This is a genomic window from Paracidovorax oryzae ATCC 19882, assembly GCF_000687165.1.
Taxonomy (GTDB): Bacteria; Pseudomonadota; Gammaproteobacteria; order Burkholderiales; family Burkholderiaceae_C; genus Paracidovorax; species Paracidovorax oryzae.
This window is the reverse complement of record NZ_JMKU01000036.1, coordinates 20,746-35,961: the sequence shown is the minus strand read 5'-3', so window position 1 is coordinate 35,961 and position 15,216 is coordinate 20,746. Positions and strand designations below refer to the sequence as shown.

The following is a 15,216-nucleotide window of genomic DNA, read 5'->3' as shown; positions in this document are numbered from 1 at the left end:
TCGATCTCCACCGTCGCCGTCTTGCCCAGCAGCGCCTTGGGATCGATGTCGCGCCCTTCCGAGAGCAGGTCGATGTCGAAGGAGAAAAGCTGGCTCAGCTCCTCGCTGCCCCGCAGCTGCCGGAAATGCAGTTGCTCTCCCAGGGGCGTCTGGATGGTGACGCGGCGTGTCATTGTTATGGCTGCAGCCCTCTCGTTGCTGCAGAGTCAAGTTGAGACGCGGCGGATGATAGGTCTGCTGAAACAAAAACTCGACAGCCTATTAATAAAAAATTTGTTTTTAAATGTTAAACACTTCTTTCATCACCCTGGGTCCCGCTTAACTATTAATAAAATTCATGACTTGAATATCATTATGGAATTAACTTGCCCCACGATGGAGTCACGGGCCGGCACAACAGGGTTTCCGCCAGAAGCCGTAATTACCGGTGGCTGTTCACTCGCGCTCAAGCTTTCGTTACTGGAATGGAACGCCAGTTCATCGCCTTGAGGCGCCGCTCCCCGGATCACCTCTGAGGCATATCCTTGTCCGTGTAGCAGAGGCTCACCGTCGCATCCCCCGGAATCGCCGGCATGGTCGCCTCCCATGCTTCCCATGCCTGCACCATCTCCGCCAGCCTTCCCGGCTGCAGCGGAGCCAGGTTGGCCCGCTCGCGCTCGTCCTGCGCCAGGTTGAACAGGTAATCCACGCCATCCACCCGCAGGTATTTCCAGTCGCCGTGCCGCATGGCGCGCTGGCCGCGGTGGTTCATGCGCCAGAACAGGGGGCGGTCGGCGGTCCAGGCGGGGTCTTGCAGCAGGGGCGCCAGGGTCTGGCCGTCCCAGGGGTAGTCGGGGTGGGGCTGGGCGCCGCCCAGTTCCAGCATCGTCGCGCTCCAGTCCATGGTCAGGCAGGGCTGGGCGCTGGTGCCGCCGGGGGGGATGGCGGCAGGCCAGTGGGCGATCCAGGGCACGCGGATGCCGCCTTCGGTCAAATCCATCTTGCCGCCCACCAGGGGCCAGTTGTCGGAGAAGCGTTCGCCGCCGTTGTCGCTGGTGAAGACGATGAGGGTGTCGCGCTCCAGGCCGTGGGCGCGCAGGGTTTCGACGATGCGGCCTATGCCCTCGTCCATGTGGTGGATCATGCGGCGGTAGGTTTCCACGTTGCCGCCGGCCAGGTGGTAGATGGCCTGCCTGCTGTCGCGCAGTTCGTGGGCCAGGGCCTCGTCGTCGCGGGTTTCCCAGGGCCAGTGGGGGGCGGTGTAGTGCACGCTCAGGAAGAAGGGCGTGCCCTGTTTTGCGCCTTCGGCCATGCGCGTGATGTAGTCCACAGAGTGGTCGGTGATGAGGTCGGTGAGGTAGCCCTCCTGGGCCTTTTCCTCTTCGCCGAACCAGAGGTCGTGCGTGCCGTTGGCGCCGCAGTGGGTGAAGTAGTCCACCCCGCCGGACATGGGGCCGAAAAATTCCTCGTAGCCCGACTTCAAGGGGCTGAAGTGCGGCGGGTAGCCCAGGTGCCATTTGCCCATCAGGGCGGTGCGGTAGCCGGCGTCTTTCAGCAGCGAGGGCAGCGTGGGGTGCGCGGGCGGCAGGCCCAGGCGGTCGTTGCCGCGCGTGGCGGTGCGGATGGGTTCTTCGGCGGCGCCGCGCAGGCGGTACTGGTAGCGCGCCGTCATGAGCGCGAAGCGCGTGGGCGAGCAGACGGGCGAGTTGGAGTAGCCCTGGGTGAGCTTCAATCCGCCGGCGGCCAGGCGGTCCAGCACGGGCGAGACGGGGCCGAAGGCGGCGTCGCGGCCGCCGTAGCACCCCAGGTCGGCGTAGCCCAGGTCATCGGCCACGATGAAGAGGATGTTCGGTCTCTGCGGCTTCTCTGTCTGCTGCGGCATGGCGTCGTCTCCTTCGGCGGGGCGGCTCAGGGGCGGTAGCCGGAGGCGCGGATCACGGGCTCCCACTGCTTGCGGTAGGCGGCGATGCTCTGGCGCGTCTGCGCGGGGGTGCTGGCGACGGGGTCCAGGTGGTTGTCCTTGAACTGCTTGACCACGTCCTTGTCCTGCATCACCTTGTAGATGGCCGCGGCGTAGCGGTCCACCTGCGCTGCCGGCATGGAGCGCGGCGCGAACAGGGTGTTCCACCCGGAGGCGGCCAGGTCCACGCCGGACTGCCGCAACGTGGGCACCTGGGGCAGTTCGGGCAGGCGCTGCTCGCTGGAGACGGCCAGCAGGCGCAGCTTGCCGGCCTCGTGCTGGGGCTGCAGGGCGTCCAGCGTGTCCACGGCCACGGGGATCTGGCCGCCGACCAGGTCGGTGATGAGCGGTGCCGATCCGCGGTAGCCCACGGCTTCGGCGGTGATGCCGGCCTTCTGCCCCAGCATGAGCGCGAAGAAGTGCGGCAGGCTGCCGGTGGCGGGCACGCCGATGTTGGCCGAGCGCGGGTTGGCGCGCATCCAGGCCAGCAGGTGCTGCATTTCGCGCACGGGCACGGCGGCGCCCACGGCCACCCCGAAGACGTAGTTGTTCACCTCGCTCACGGGCACGAAATCCTGGTCGGGCTGGTAGCCCACGTCGCTCACCACCAGGGGAGAGACGACCATCACCGCCGGGTTGGCCAGCAGCAGCATGGGCTGGCTGGCCGGCGCGCTCTTCACGTACTGGGCGGAGATGCGGCCGCCGGCGCCCACCTTGTTCTCGACGATGACGGGGCTGCCCAGCACGCGCTGCAGCCTGTCGCCGACGATGCGCGCGACGCGGTCGCTCGATCCGCCGGGGGCGTAGCCGACGACGATGCGCAGGGGCGCGTCCTGCACCTGGGCCAGCGCGGCGCCCGCACCCAGGGAGGCGGCGGCGCCCAGCAGGGCCGGGCGGGCCAGGGTGTTCAAGAGGAATTCGCGGCGCAGGGTCATGGCGGTGCACTCCATCGGCAGGGATGGCAGGCACTGTACGCAGCGGCGCGACAATTGTTCAAATCAACCCCGATGAGGACATTCCCGCATGGCGACGCGCCCCTCCCGTCCTGCCGCCCGTTCCGCACCCTCCTCCCCATCCGGCCCGTCGGGCCCCTCCGGCCCTTCCGCAGGCAACCCGCTGGCGGCGCCGGCACAGCCCGGCGACCTGCTGCTGTACCGGCTGGTGAAGCTGGCGGCGGCGTCGGGCCGCCTCGTCACCCGCCTGTGCGAGCGCAGCCACGGCATCACACGCCGCGAGTGGGGCGTGGTGATGTGGCTGGCGCAGGAGCCGGGGCTGCAGCCTTCGGTGCTGGCGGTGAGGCTGGAGCTGGACCGCGCGCGGGTATCACGGGCGATCGGCTCGCTGGAGGGCAAGGGCCTGGTGCAGCGCAGGCCCCCGGCGGACGGACGGCCGGCGGGGCTGCACCTGACGGAAGGCGGCACGCGGCTGCACGCCGCCCTGTGGCCGGAGGTGCGGGCCATCAACCAGGCACTGGCGCTGAGCCTGGATGCGGCGCACCTGGACGCCCTGGACCGCAGCCTGGCGCAGTTGCAGGAACGGGCCGCGCAGCTGGAGCGGCAGCCGGCGGGCGCGGCGCCGTTTCCGCCGCGCAACGGGGGTGCGCGGGCCGGCGGGCGGCGGGGCACGGCACCGGGTGGCGGGCCGGCGGCTTGATCTGGGGCAAGGCCGGCCCGGCCGCGGGCGCAGGGCGGCGGCGGGCCCTGCGACAATGCCCGCCATGAGTTTCGCCCCGCTCCAGAACGACACCTTCCTGCGCGCCTGCCGGCGCCAGGCCACCGACTACACGCCCCTGTGGCTGATGCGCCAGGCCGGCCGCTACCTGCCCGAATACAAGGCCACGCGCGCGCGCGCTGGCAGTTTCATGGGGCTGGCCACCAACGTGGATTACGCGACCGAGGTCACGCTGCAGCCACTGGAGCGGTTTCCGCTGGATGCGGCGATCCTGTTCTCCGACATCCTGACGGTGCCGGACGCGATGGGCCTGGGCCTGTCGTTCGCCGAGGGCGAGGGCCCGCGCTTCGCCCGCGTGGTGCGCGACGAGGCCGCAGTGGACCAGCTGGCCGTGCCCGACATGGAAAAGCTGCGCTACGTGTTCGACGCCGTCACCTCCATCCGCCGGGCGCTGGATGGCCGGGTGCCGCTGATCGGGTTCTCCGGCAGCCCCTGGACGCTGGCCTGCTACATGGTGGAGGGCAAGGGCAGCGACGATTACCGGCTGGTGAAGACGCTGATGTATTCCCGGCCGGACCTGATGCACCGCATCCTGGCGATCAATGCCGATGCCGTGGCGGCCTACCTGAACGCGCAGATCGACGCGGGTGCCCAGGCGGTGATGGTGTTCGACAGCTGGGGCGGCGTGCTGGCCGACGGGGCCTTCCAGGAATTCAGCCTGGCCTACACCACCCGCGTGCTGGCGCAACTGAAGCGCACCGGGGTGGACGGCACCGACGTGCCGCGCATCGTGTTCACCAAGGGTGGGGCCCTGTGGTTGGAAGACATGCAGGGCCTGGACTGCGAAGTGCTGGGACTGGACTGGACGGCCAACCTGGCCCGCGCCCGCGCCCTGGTGGGCGGCGCTGTGGGCGGCCCCGGCAAGGCGCTGCAGGGCAACATCGACCCGAACGTGCTGTTCGCGCCGCCGGAGGCGATCGCCGCCCAGGCGCGCGCGGTGCTGGACAGCTTCGGCACCCCGCACACGGACCGCGGCACCACCGGCCCCACGCACATCTTCAACCTGGGCCACGGCATCAGCCAGCACACGCCGCCGGAACACGTCGCCGCCCTGGTGGAGGCGGTGCACGGCCACTCGCGGGCGATGCGCGCGGCGGCGGGCACGGGCCGCGCCTGAAAGCCTGCCAACGCGCGCCGGCCCGGCCATGCGGCATGCGGCCGGCCTCCCGCCGCCCCTTGACTTATTCACATCGCCGGCACCAGGGCGGTGCAGCCATGCGGCCCGCGAGCGCGCGGCGTGATGGCGCCGTCGATTTCTTCGAACAGCGCCAAGTCATTGATTCATATGGAAAGCAGAGCTGCTGCCGAATTTCCGGGCAGCGTGATGGAAGCCCGTGTTTTCAAGGGCCTGCGCACGGTACGCAGTGGATATCAACAAAGTTATCCACAGAAACTCTGGATTTCTCCAAAACCCTCGTCAAATCAAGCACTTGCCGGGTGAACCGAAGGCAGAACCGCACCAGGAAGACCCCTCCTACCACAATCCGGGGGGCCGGGGAACTCTTGACAAGGCCACTTATGCACACTCCGGCGCATGCGGCGGCGCAACAATCCACAGGCCGGAGCCGAAGGCGAAACTTGAAACAGCTCGCCCAACATCCTTGATTCAAAAGGATTTTTTCTTCACCCTGGGAAGACCGGCACACCATCGCGCGGGGCTGCTGTGCACCGCCTGCCCCCTGGATGTCCCCGGATGCCCACAAAGTTATCCACAACCCGGCCCAAAATCCCTCCGTGCACCCGGCGGCCGCTTGCGGCAGACTCGGGCGCCGCCCTGGCCCTTGCCCCCGTCCCTTCCGTGTCCCAACCGCTATCCCGCGCCCCGTCCGCCGCATCGCCATCCGCCGCAACCGACGGCGGCGTGATCGTTTCGGTCGCCGTCCAGACGCCCGCGCACAGCGCGGTGGGCGGCCCGCTGAGCTATGCGAGCACACACCCGCTGGAGCCGGGCACGCTGGTGCGGGTGCCCCTGGGCACGCGCGAAGTGCTGGGCGTGGTGTGGGATGCGCCGGCCGGTGCGCCCGACCTGCCGCGCGGCGCCGCGGTGCGGCCGGTGGCAGGCGTGCTGGAGGGGCTCGCGCCGCTGGACGCGGCCTGGCGGCGGCTGGTGGCCTTCGCGGCGCGCTATTACCAGCGGGCGCTGGGGGAGGTGGCGCTTGCCGCCCTGCCACCGCAGCTGCGCGACCTCACGCCCGCGCAGCTCGCGCGGCGCCTGCGGCGTGTGCCGGCCGCCACCGCAGGTGAAGCCGCTGCGCCCTATGCGCCCGGTCCCCATGCCCTGAGCGCCGAGCAGCAGGCGGCCACGGACGCCATCGCCGACCAGCCCGGCCCGTTCCTGCTCTACGGCAGCACGGGCAGCGGCAAGACCGAGGTGTACCTGCGCTGCGTGCAGCAGGCCCTGGCCGCCGACCCTGCCGCCCAGGTGCTGGTGATGGTGCCGGAGATCAACCTCACGCCGCAGCTGGAGGCGCGGTTCCTGGCCCGCTTCGCGCCGCTCTACGGGGCGGACAGCGTGGTGTCGCTGCACAGCGGCATGACCCACCCGCAGCGGCTGAAAAGCTGGCTGGCCGCGCATGCCGGCCAGGCGCGCATCGTGCTGGGCACGCGCATGGCGGTGTTCGCGAGCCTGCCGGGCCTGGCGCTCATCGTGGTGGACGAGGAGCACGACGCGAGCTACAAGCAGCAGGAAGGTGCGCGCTACTCGGCGCGCGACCTGGCCATCTGGCGCGGCCGCGAGCAGGGCGCCAAGGTGATCCTCGGCTCGGCCACGCCGTCGCTGGAGAGCTGGCACGCGAGCCGCCCGCCCGCGGACGGAGCCCCGGGCGGGCGCTACCTGCGGCTGCACATGCCCAGCCGGATCGGCGCAGGCGCGCTGCCGCGCGTGCGGCTGGTGGACATGGCGCAGCAGCCGCGCGGCGCCGTGTTCTCGCCGCCCCTCGTGACCGCCATCACCGAGCGCGTGGAGCGCGGCGAGCAGTGCCTTGTGCTGCTCAACCGCCGCGGCTTCGCCCCGGTGCTGCACTGCACGGAATGCGGCTGGAAGAGCGACTGCCCGCACTGCAGCGCCCACCAGGTGTTCCACAAGATCGACCGCTCGCTGCGCTGCCACCACTGCGGCTTCGCGCAGCGCGTGCCCTACGCCTGCCCGGGCTGCGGCAACCCGGACATCGCGCCGATCGGGCGCGGCACCGAGCAACTGGAAGAGCAGTTGGCCGCGCTGCTGCGCAACGTGATCACGCCGGAGCGCCGCGCCGCCCGGGTGGCCCGCATCGACGCAGACACCACGAAGGCCAGGGGCGCGCTGGAGGAGCAGCTCGCCCAGGTGCATGCGGGCGAGGTGGACGTGCTGGTGGGCACGCAGATGGTCGCCAAGGGGCACGATTTCCGGCGCATCACGCTGGTGGCGGCGGTGCAGCCGGACGGCGCGCTGTTCTCCAGCGATTTCCGGGCGCCCGAGCGGCTCTTCGCGCTGCTCATGCAGGCAGCGGGCCGCGCGGGCCGGGACGCGGGCTACGTGGCCGCCCAGGGCGGCGCCTGCGAGATGTGGGTGCAGACCTACCACCCCGACCACGCGGTGTACGCGGCGCTGCGCCGGCACGACTACCCGGCCTTCGCCGCGCGGCAGCTTGCCGAGCGCGCCGAGGCCGCCATGCCGCCCTTCGCGTTCCAGGCGCTGGTGCGTGCCGACGCTCGCACTCAGGAGGTGGCGCAGGCCTTCCTGGCCGGCTGCGCCGAGGCGGCCCGGCAGGCGGGCCTTCCGGGGCTGGAGCAGGTGACGGTGTTCCCGCCCGTGCCCCTGGCGATCCAGCGCGTGGCCAACGTGGAGCGCGCGCAGATGCTGCTCGAGAGCCCGAGCCGCGCGGCGCTGCAGCGCTTCCTGGCGGCCTGGCAGCCGCTGCTGCATGCCTGCCGCGCGGATCCGGCGCACCGCGGGCTGGTGCGCTGGCTGGTGGACGTGGATCCGCTGGCGATCTGAGCGGGCCGCGGGTCAGTCGGCGTGCGGCCGGGGGCCTTCCCGCCAGGCGATGAGCGCCTCGCGCTGCTCCAGGTGGCGCATCACGCGCTCCAGGCGGGCCTGCACGTCCAGCAGCCGGGCGCGGTCCACGCCGTGCAGGAGCAGGACACCCTCGCCGTGCGCACTGGTCAGCTGGCGCAGGCTGTCCGCGGCCGATGCCACGGCGCCGTGCTCGATGATGCCCTGCGGGCTCGCCCGCATCAGGTCCGCCAGGCGCGCGAGCGCCTCCGATACCTGGCCGCGCACGGCGTCGCCCCCGGTTGCGGACGCCGGGGCAGGGCCCTCCTCGGCACGGCGCAGCGCCGCGTCGGAGAATTCCGTGGCGGGGCGGCGGACGGGCGGAACGAAAGAACGCATCGACGCGCTCAGCAGGGATTCCAGCATCGGGTCCAGCGCACGCATCTCGCCGCGGGACTCGCGCCACAGGCGCTCCTGCGTCTGGTCGCGCCGGCGGTCCAGGCGCGACGTGAGTTCACCGCTGATGTCGCCCATCAGCGCCTTCCAGCCGCTCCAGCCCAGTTCGCTGAAGAAGCTCTGCCCGGCCTGCTGCATCACCCCGCCCCGGGAGTTGGGCGGCTCGTCGCCGTCCGGCACGCCATAGCGGCCGCGGACGATCGAGGCGAACTGCAGGCCGGCCGCGGAGGCCACCGCGCCGATCACCACGTTGCCGCCCACGCTGCGCACGAAGAAATCGCGCGCGGCATGGAACGCCCCGGCGCTCGTGCGGAATGCCTCGCCCAGCAGGGGCACGGATTCCTGCGCCACGTTCCAGGCGAAGCCGGGCAGGCGCCGGGCGTCGCGCCACTGCAGCGGCGCCTGCGTATCGTCGGGCAGCGCCAGCCGGAACAGGTTGACGCGCTGCGTGCCGCCCACGAGGTCGGACACCGCCACCTGCCCGGTGCGCGGCAGGGCCTTGGTCGTTTCCAATACCGCCTTGTTCACCGCCGACGCGGTGCCCGAAGCCACCGCACCGAAGCCCAGGGCGCGCAGGGGCGACGCCAGCGTCTCTTCGCTGCTCAGGCTGCGGCGCGTGGCGTTGGCACCGGCCGTGAGCACCGGCTTGAGCAGCGCGGCCTCGGCCTTCCCGTCCATGAGCTTCTGGCGCGTTTCCACCAGCTTGCGGTGGTCGAACGCGGCGCCGCGCAGGGCATTGCGGGTGGGACGGACCACGTCTTCCGTGGTGGAGGTGCGGCCCACTTCCGAGTCCCGCGCGGGGCGCCAGAAACGCTTGGCGCCTTCAGCGGTCACCTCCAGCTGCACGGGTGCTGGGTCGGGAACCAGCACCTTCGGGTCCACCGCCTTGAAGCCCGGCATGTTCGCCACGCGCGAACGGCGGTCCATGGCCGGCACCACGATGGACTCGGTGAGGTAGTTCACCATGCCTGCCATCATGCCGCCGTACACGGCCGGCCAGATCTTGGAGGCCGTGTCCCCGTCCTCGTTGTCGCGCAGCGTCGAGATCGCGCCGCCCGACGGCGTGCGCGTGGCCGAGGTCATGAAGCCCTTGAGGCTTTCGTAGGCGATGGCCACGGAGGCACGCTGCCATCCCACGGGCTGCATGTGTTCGCGGAAATGGTAGCCCCCGGTGGCGCCATAGGCCTTGTGGCGCTCCAGCAGGCGGTCCGCGGCCCACTGGACGTACTCCGCCTCCATCTGGGCCTGCACCTCCGCGCGGTCCTGCACGTCCCCGGCCAGCGGCATGGCGCCGAGGTGGGACATGACCTGCATGCGCAGGCGGACGATGGGCAGGTCCGTCTCGTCGCCTTCGTCGCCGCTGGCCTCCTGGGCGGCGGCCTCGCGGTCCACGCCGCGCCGCTCGACCGTGTCGAGGTCCAGCCCCGATCCCGAATTGCTGCGGGAGAAATCCTCGACGTTCGGCCGCTCGCGCTGCGAGCCCCGCAGAGTCGACAGGCCCAGCTCGCCGGAGACTTCCCCCAGATCCAGGCGCGCGGAAAAATAGCGCGAACTGCCGCCGGGCTCGGACGGCAGGGCTGCCCGCCGGTGGGAGGCCGAGGCATCAAGGCCGGCCGCGCGGGCCTGCCTTTCGGATGAGAGTACGGCCAGCGCCTGGGGCGGCACCAGGCTGCGGGACGGCGGGGCGGTTTCCCGCCCCTGCGCGCGCGCCGAAGACTCCCCGGCCTCCTGGAACCGGTCGGACCGGCCTTGCGTGCCGCGCAGCAGCGCCTGCTCGGAGCCGCGGATCACGGTGCGGCTCCCGCGGCCGGCACCGCAGCGGGCCCGGCTCCGGAGGGTCCGGAGTCCCCGGGCGGCACCAGCGCGTCCAGGGCGGCGCGCGCCAGCAGGTGGCCGCGGTCCATGTCGGCCGCCACGCGGGCAGCGTCGTGGCGCGCCTGCAGCGGCCGCAGGCCCAGCAGCCCCCCGTCTTCCATCAGGCCCAGCAGCCAGCCCTCGCCGCCGAGCAGTTGCTCCTGCACGCCCAGCAGCCGCGGCACGTCCATTCCCCCCAGCTCGGCGGCGGCCAGCGGCAGCAGGACTTCCGGGTAGGCGGCCCAGCGGTCCTCGTCCCGGCGGACGTGGATGCGGCACAGCAGGCCGGAAGGCCCCACGAAGGGTTCGCCGGACTGCAGGGAGGGCAGGAGGTCGGGGGGCACGCCCAGGTGGGTCCCTATCTGCGAAAGATACGTCCGTGCGGCCACGGAGTCGGGCTGCGCCGGGGCAGCGGAAGGGGCGGTCATGGTGGAACTCCTCATTCACGAAGGCGCCGCACGGGGCACCTGCAACGCCGCCAATGTCGTGAAATCGCGTAACGCCCCGATGACCGGGCCGAAGCCGGCCCCAGGAATGCGAAGCGGTCAGGTCCAGACGGCCACCGCGGCCGAAAAGCTCAGGAAGGCCAGCACCGTGGACACCAGGATCACGCGGGCGATGCGCCCCGTGTGTGCGCCGAAGCGCTCCGCCAGCAGCGAGACATTGCTGGCGCTCGGCAGCGCCGCCGCGAGGACCAGCGCGGTGTGCACAGGAGCGGACAGCGGCGCGCCCGCGGCGATCGCCGCATGGCCCGCGCCCCAGACGAGCAGCGGATGCACCACCAGCTTGGCCAGCGCCGCGCCCAGGCCGTCCCGGGGGCGCAGGGCCTCGCCCGGATGCGCGGCCATGCCCGCGCGCGCGAGCACCGCGCCGATGGTGAACAGGGCGACGGGCGCCGCGGCATCCGCCAGCAGGCCCACGGTACGGTCCACGGGCCCCGGCAGGGCGACCTGCAACCCGGAGGCCAGCGCGCCCAGCGCGATCGACCAGGGCATGGGATTGGCGGCCATGCCGCGCAGGGCCCGCCCCAGCGCCGCCCGCGCCCCCTCGGCGCCCGGCGCATCCCCGCCGCCCAGGCGCGACAGGCCGACGCAGACCGCCGTGGTCACCACCATGTCCAGCAGCATCGTGAGGATCACCGGCCCCGCGGCCGCCGGGCCGAGCAGCGCCACCAGCAGCGGCACGCCCATGAAGCCGGTGTTGGGAAAGGCCGTCGCCAGGGCGCCGAAGGCCGCGTCGTTCCAGCCCAGCCGGCGGCGCGTGAGCGCGATGGCCGCGGCCACCAGCGCCAGGCCGCAGGCCAGGTACACGCCCGCGGCCGCGGGGTCCAGCAGCTCGGCAATCGGCGTGCGCGCGCCGAAGCGGAACAGCATGCACGGCAGCGCGAAGAACAGCACGAAGGCATTCAGCCCGGGAATCGCGGCCAGCGGCAGCCACCCCGCGCGCGTGGCCAGGTACCCGCACAGCACGAGCGCGAAGAAGGGAAAGGTGACGGCCAGCACGGAGAGCACGCGGCATTCTCGCAGCGCGCGGCCTGTAGGACGCCGCCGCATCGGCCCGGCCCGCATTCCCCCGCACAACCCGGCGGCGGACCGCCCCGTTATCATCGGCACCCGCCTCCCGGCCCGGCTGCCCATGCCCGGGCTGGTAGTTGCCCTCGCCTCCACGCTTTCCAGCCCTCCTCCCGTTTCCGCTCGCCGCATGTCCGCCGGTCTCAATCTCGCCCAGCTCCAGGCCGTCCACTACACGGAGGGGCCCTGCCTCGTGCTGGCCGGCGCCGGCTCGGGCAAGACGCGCGTGATCACGATGAAGATCGGCCGCCTGATCGAGACCGGCCTGGAGCCGCGCCGCATCGCGGCCATCACCTTCACCAACAAGGCCGCCGCGGAAATGCGCGAGCGCGCGCAGCACCTGATCGGCCGTTCGGCCAGGGATGTCCTGGTCTGCACCTTCCACGCCCTGGGCGTGCGCATGGTGCGCGAAGACGGCGCCGTGCTCGGCCTCAAGCCCCAGTTCAGCATCCTCGACGCCGACGACGTGACCGGCATCATCAAGGACGCGGCCGGCGGCACCACCGACATCGCCACCGCGCGCCAGTGGCAATGGACCATCAGCGCCTGGAAGAACGCGGGCCTCGACAGCGCCGCCGCCCTCGCCCAGGCCAAGGACGACAACGAGCGCAGCATCGCCGTCATCATGCAGCGCTACGAGGAGCGCCTGACGGCCTACCAGAGCGTGGACTTCGACGACCTGATCGGCATGCCGCTGCGCCTGCTGCGCGACTTCCCCGAGGTGCGCGCCAAGTGGCAGCAATCGCTGGGCCACGTGCTGGTCGATGAATACCAGGACACCAACGCCACGCAGTACGAGCTGCTCAAGCTGCTGGTGGGCGAGCGCGGCCGCTTCACCGCCGTGGGCGACGACGACCAGTCCATCTACGGCTGGCGCGGCGCCACGCTGGACAACCTGAAGAAGCTGCCGGTGGACTACCCGCAGCTCAAGGTCATCAAGCTGGAGCAGAACTACCGCTCCACCAGCGCCATCCTGCGCGCGGCCAACAACGTGATCCAGCCCAACCCCAAGCTCTACCCGAAGACGCTGTTCTCGGAACTGGGCGAGGGCGAGCCGGTGCGCGTGGTGGACGCCGACAACGAGGAGCACGAGGCCGAGCGGGCAGTCGCCCGCATCCAGAGCCTGCGCGCCACGCTGAACCCGCAGCCGGCCTGGAAGAGCTTCGCCATCCTCTACCGCGCCAACCACCAGGCCAAGCCGTTCGAGAAGGCGCTGCGCAAGGCCAACGTGCCCTACAAGGTCTCGGGCGGCACCAGCTTCTTCGACCGCGCGGAGATCAAGGACCTGTGCGCCTGGTTCCGCCTGTGGATCAACAACGACGACGACCCGGCCTTCCTGCGCGCCATCACCACGCCGAAGCGCGGCATCGGCCACACCACGCTGGCCAAGCTCGGCGAGTTCTCGACGCAGCACAAGGTGAGCATGTTCGGAGCGCTGTTCAACCACATGCTCGAAGCCGTGCTGCCGCGCAAGGCGCACGAGAGCGTGCTGGAGTTCGGCCGCTACATCAACTACCTGGAATACAAGGCGCGGCACACCCACGGCGCCGAAGATTCGCGCACCTTCATGACCGACTGGCTGAAGGAGATCGGCTACGAGCAGTACCTCTACGACAGCGAGGACAGCGAGACCGTGGCCGGCGCGCGCTGGACCAACGTGCTCGAATTCTGCGACTGGATGAGCCAGCGCGCGGGCGGGCAGATCGAGGACACCGCCGGCGCGGTGGTGGCCAAGGAAACCAAGAGCCTGCTGGAAGTGGCGCAGACCATCGCGCTGCTGTCCACCATCAGCGAGCGCGAGAAGGACGAGGACCTCGTCACCCTCTCGACCCTGCACGCCTCCAAGGGCCTGGAATGGCCGCACGTGATGCTGGTGGGCGTGACCGAGGGCATGCTGCCCTTCAAGCTCGACGACGACGAGGGCCGCCAGCAGAAGGTGAGCGAAGACACCCTTCAGCGCCTGCAGGAAGAGCGCCGCCTGATGTACGTGGGCATCACCCGCGCGCAGCGCAGCCTGGCCGTGAGCTGGACGAAGCGCCGCAAGAAGGGCCGCGAGATGGTCGCCGCCCAGCCCAGCCGCTTCATCGCCGAGATGGGCCTGGACAAGAACACCGCCCGCGAAGACCCGCGCGAGAAGCTGCGCGCGCTGCGCGCCGAGTTCGCGGCACGCAAGTCCCCCGCCCCGACGGCACCATGAACCCGCCGGACGCGCCATCCACCCCGGGCGGGCCCCGGGCATGCGGCGGGCGGCAGGCAGAAGCACTTCATCATCATCCACGCCAACCGGATGGGCCGGTGGGCGTGGGGCAGTTGCGGCAAGGAGATCCGCGGACCATGGACCAACGCACACGACAACCGAAGCCTTTCGTTCGCGCCGCGCAGGCAAGCCGGCCCGCCGCCACCCGCCCGGTGCGCCTGGGCGCCCTGGCGCTCGCGCTCTGCGCACCAGCCGGCGCCGCCCTGGCGCAGCAGCCCCCCGCGCCCTCCGGCGCCGCGGGCGAGGCCTGGCGCCGCTGCACGGCCATGGGCAGCGGCGAGGCCCGGCTGGCCTGCTTCGACCAGTGGGCAGGGCAGCAGGCCTGGCAGCAGGCGCCGGCCGTGGCCGCCGCGCCGTCCACGGGCACGGGCAAGTCCGCCGCGGCCCCGGCCGGGGACAACGCGCCGCCCACGCCGGTGGACACCACGCTGCCGGCCACGCGCGTCATCGACGTGGCGCAGGTGGAGGGCTGCCGCGACGAGCAGTACAGCACCCTCTCGCGCTTCTGGGAACTGGAATCGGGCAGCGACTGCGGCACCTTCCGCTTCCGCGGCTACCGGCCGATCTCGTTCTCGGTCGTGGCGTCCGACACCGTGAACCGCCAGCCGTCCTCGCCCTCGGCGGACCACACCGCGTCCTCGGCAGTCGACTACCGCACCACCGAGACACGCATCCAGCTCTCGGTGCGCACCAAGATCGCGCAGGGCCTGCTCACGCAGGGCCACCCTACGCTCAAGGATTCGCTGTGGGTCGGCTACACGCAGCAGTCGTACTGGCAGCTCTTCAGCCCGAACATCTCCCGGCCGTTCCGCGCCACCGACCACGAACCGGAGGTGATGTACGTCTATCCCACCGACGCGAAGCTGCCCTTCGGCTGGCGCTGGCGCTACAGCGGCATCGGGCTGGTGCACCAGTCCAACGGCCAGAACCTGCCGCTGTCGCGCAGCTGGAACCGCGTGTACCTGATGACCGGCATGGAGCTGGACAACCGCTGGACCGTGAGCGCGCGCGTCTGGAAGCGCCTGAAGGAAAGCGCCGCGGACGACGACAACCCGGACATCATCGACTACATGGGCCGCGGCGAGGTGCAGCTCGGCTGGAACTACGACCGCGACAACACCCTGTCGCTGATGGCGCGCAGCGCCTTCGGCTCCACCGGCCGCGGCGCCGTGCGGCTGGAATGGATGCGCGCGGTGGGCACGGACCTGGGCGGCATCAAGAGCAACCTGCGGTTCCACACCGCGCTCTTCAGCGGCTATGGCGACACCATCACCGACTACAACCGCCGGCGCACCGTGCTCAGCGTGGGCCTGAGCCTCGTGGACTTCTGAGGCAGGGCGCGCGGCCCCGCCGCCGCGCGCCTCACAACCCGTTACCCTTTGCCCTGGCCAGCGGGTTGAAGCGGCCGGGGCGTGCCGACACAATGGCACGCGCG

The 15,216-nt window shown here is 71.3% G+C and carries 13 protein-coding genes; 7 read left to right on the top strand and 6 right to left on the bottom strand.

The annotated features are described in order from the left end of the window. A partial coding sequence (locus T336_RS26820; RefSeq protein ID WP_156957912.1) for a contractile injection system protein, VgrG/Pvc8 family occupies positions 1-173 on the bottom strand: 173 nt, incomplete at its 3' end. Positions 174-177: 4 nt separating this feature from the next. Here T336_RS26820 and T336_RS26815 point away from each other — a divergent pair. Further along, positions 178-489, top strand: coding sequence for a hypothetical protein (locus T336_RS26815; RefSeq protein ID WP_156957911.1), 312 nt, complete (start codon positions 178-180; stop codon positions 487-489). 16 nt (positions 490-505) lie between these two features. Here the strand turns inward: T336_RS26815 and T336_RS0120655 are convergent, their stop codons facing one another. Together T336_RS0120655 and T336_RS0120650 are read right to left on the bottom strand one after the other, a co-directional pair. Continuing rightward, positions 506-1,861 carry a sulfatase family protein gene (locus T336_RS0120655; RefSeq protein WP_026433959.1) on the bottom strand — a complete coding sequence of 452 codons (1,356 nt, stop codon included), beginning with the start codon at positions 1,859-1,861 and terminating at the stop codon, positions 506-508. A 26-nt stretch (positions 1,862-1,887) separates the two neighbouring features. Next, positions 1,888-2,874, bottom strand: a complete 987-nt coding sequence (locus T336_RS0120650; RefSeq protein ID WP_026433958.1) for a Bug family tripartite tricarboxylate transporter substrate binding protein — start codon at positions 2,872-2,874, stop codon at positions 1,888-1,890. Positions 2,875-2,962: 88 nt separating this feature from the next. Here T336_RS0120650 and T336_RS25450 point away from each other — a divergent pair, with 88 nt between their 5' ends. The 4 genes from T336_RS25450 (at position 2,963) to priA (ending at position 7,646) form a co-directional block, all read left to right on the top strand. Continuing rightward, positions 2,963-3,592: a MarR family winged helix-turn-helix transcriptional regulator gene (locus tag T336_RS25450; protein ID WP_026433957.1), complete on the top strand. Its 630-nt coding sequence runs from the start codon at positions 2,963-2,965 to the stop codon at positions 3,590-3,592. Between the two features lie 64 nt (positions 3,593-3,656). Further along, the gene (gene hemE / locus T336_RS0120640) at positions 3,657-4,787 is read left to right on the top strand and encodes a uroporphyrinogen decarboxylase (protein ID WP_026433956.1); all 1,131 of its coding nucleotides are present in this window, start codon (positions 3,657-3,659) and stop codon (positions 4,785-4,787) included. Positions 4,788-4,910: 123 nt separating this feature from the next. After that, the gene (locus T336_RS26810) at positions 4,911-5,111 is read left to right on the top strand and encodes a hypothetical protein (RefSeq protein ID WP_156957910.1); all 201 of its coding nucleotides are present in this window, start codon (positions 4,911-4,913) and stop codon (positions 5,109-5,111) included. A 420-nt stretch (positions 5,112-5,531) separates the two neighbouring features. Next, a complete protein-coding gene (gene priA / locus T336_RS0120630; RefSeq protein ID WP_026433955.1) occupies positions 5,532-7,646 on the top strand; it encodes a replication restart helicase PriA in 2,115 nt (704 codons plus the stop codon). Positions 7,647-7,658: 12 nt separating this feature from the next. Here the strand turns inward: priA and xopF2 are convergent, their stop codons facing one another. The 3 genes from xopF2 to T336_RS0120615 form a co-directional block, all read right to left on the bottom strand. Beyond that, positions 7,659-9,890: a type III secretion system effector XopF2 gene (xopF2, locus tag T336_RS0120625; protein WP_026433954.1), complete on the bottom strand. Its 2,232-nt coding sequence runs from the start codon at positions 9,888-9,890 to the stop codon at positions 7,659-7,661. Then, the gene (locus tag T336_RS0120620) at positions 9,887-10,381 is read right to left on the bottom strand and encodes a hypothetical protein (protein ID WP_026433953.1); all 495 of its coding nucleotides are present in this window, start codon (positions 10,379-10,381) and stop codon (positions 9,887-9,889) included. Before T336_RS0120620 ends, xopF2 begins: the two co-directional genes overlap by 4 nt. 117 nt (positions 10,382-10,498) lie before the next feature. Further along, complete coding sequence (locus T336_RS0120615) at positions 10,499-11,464, bottom strand: AEC family transporter (RefSeq protein WP_026433952.1); 966 nt, start codon at positions 11,462-11,464, stop codon at positions 10,499-10,501. Between the two features lie 190 nt (positions 11,465-11,654). Between T336_RS0120615 and T336_RS0120610 the strand changes: the two genes are divergently transcribed. Together T336_RS0120610 and T336_RS0120605 are read left to right on the top strand one after the other, a co-directional pair. Beyond that, positions 11,655-13,721 carry an ATP-dependent helicase gene (locus T336_RS0120610; protein ID WP_019704044.1) on the top strand — a complete coding sequence of 689 codons (2,067 nt, stop codon included), beginning with the start codon at positions 11,655-11,657 and terminating at the stop codon, positions 13,719-13,721. Between the two features lie 137 nt (positions 13,722-13,858). Beyond that, the gene (locus T336_RS0120605; protein WP_026433951.1) at positions 13,859-15,112 is read left to right on the top strand and encodes a phospholipase A; all 1,254 of its coding nucleotides are present in this window, start codon (positions 13,859-13,861) and stop codon (positions 15,110-15,112) included. Positions 15,113-15,216 lie beyond the last annotated feature (104 nt).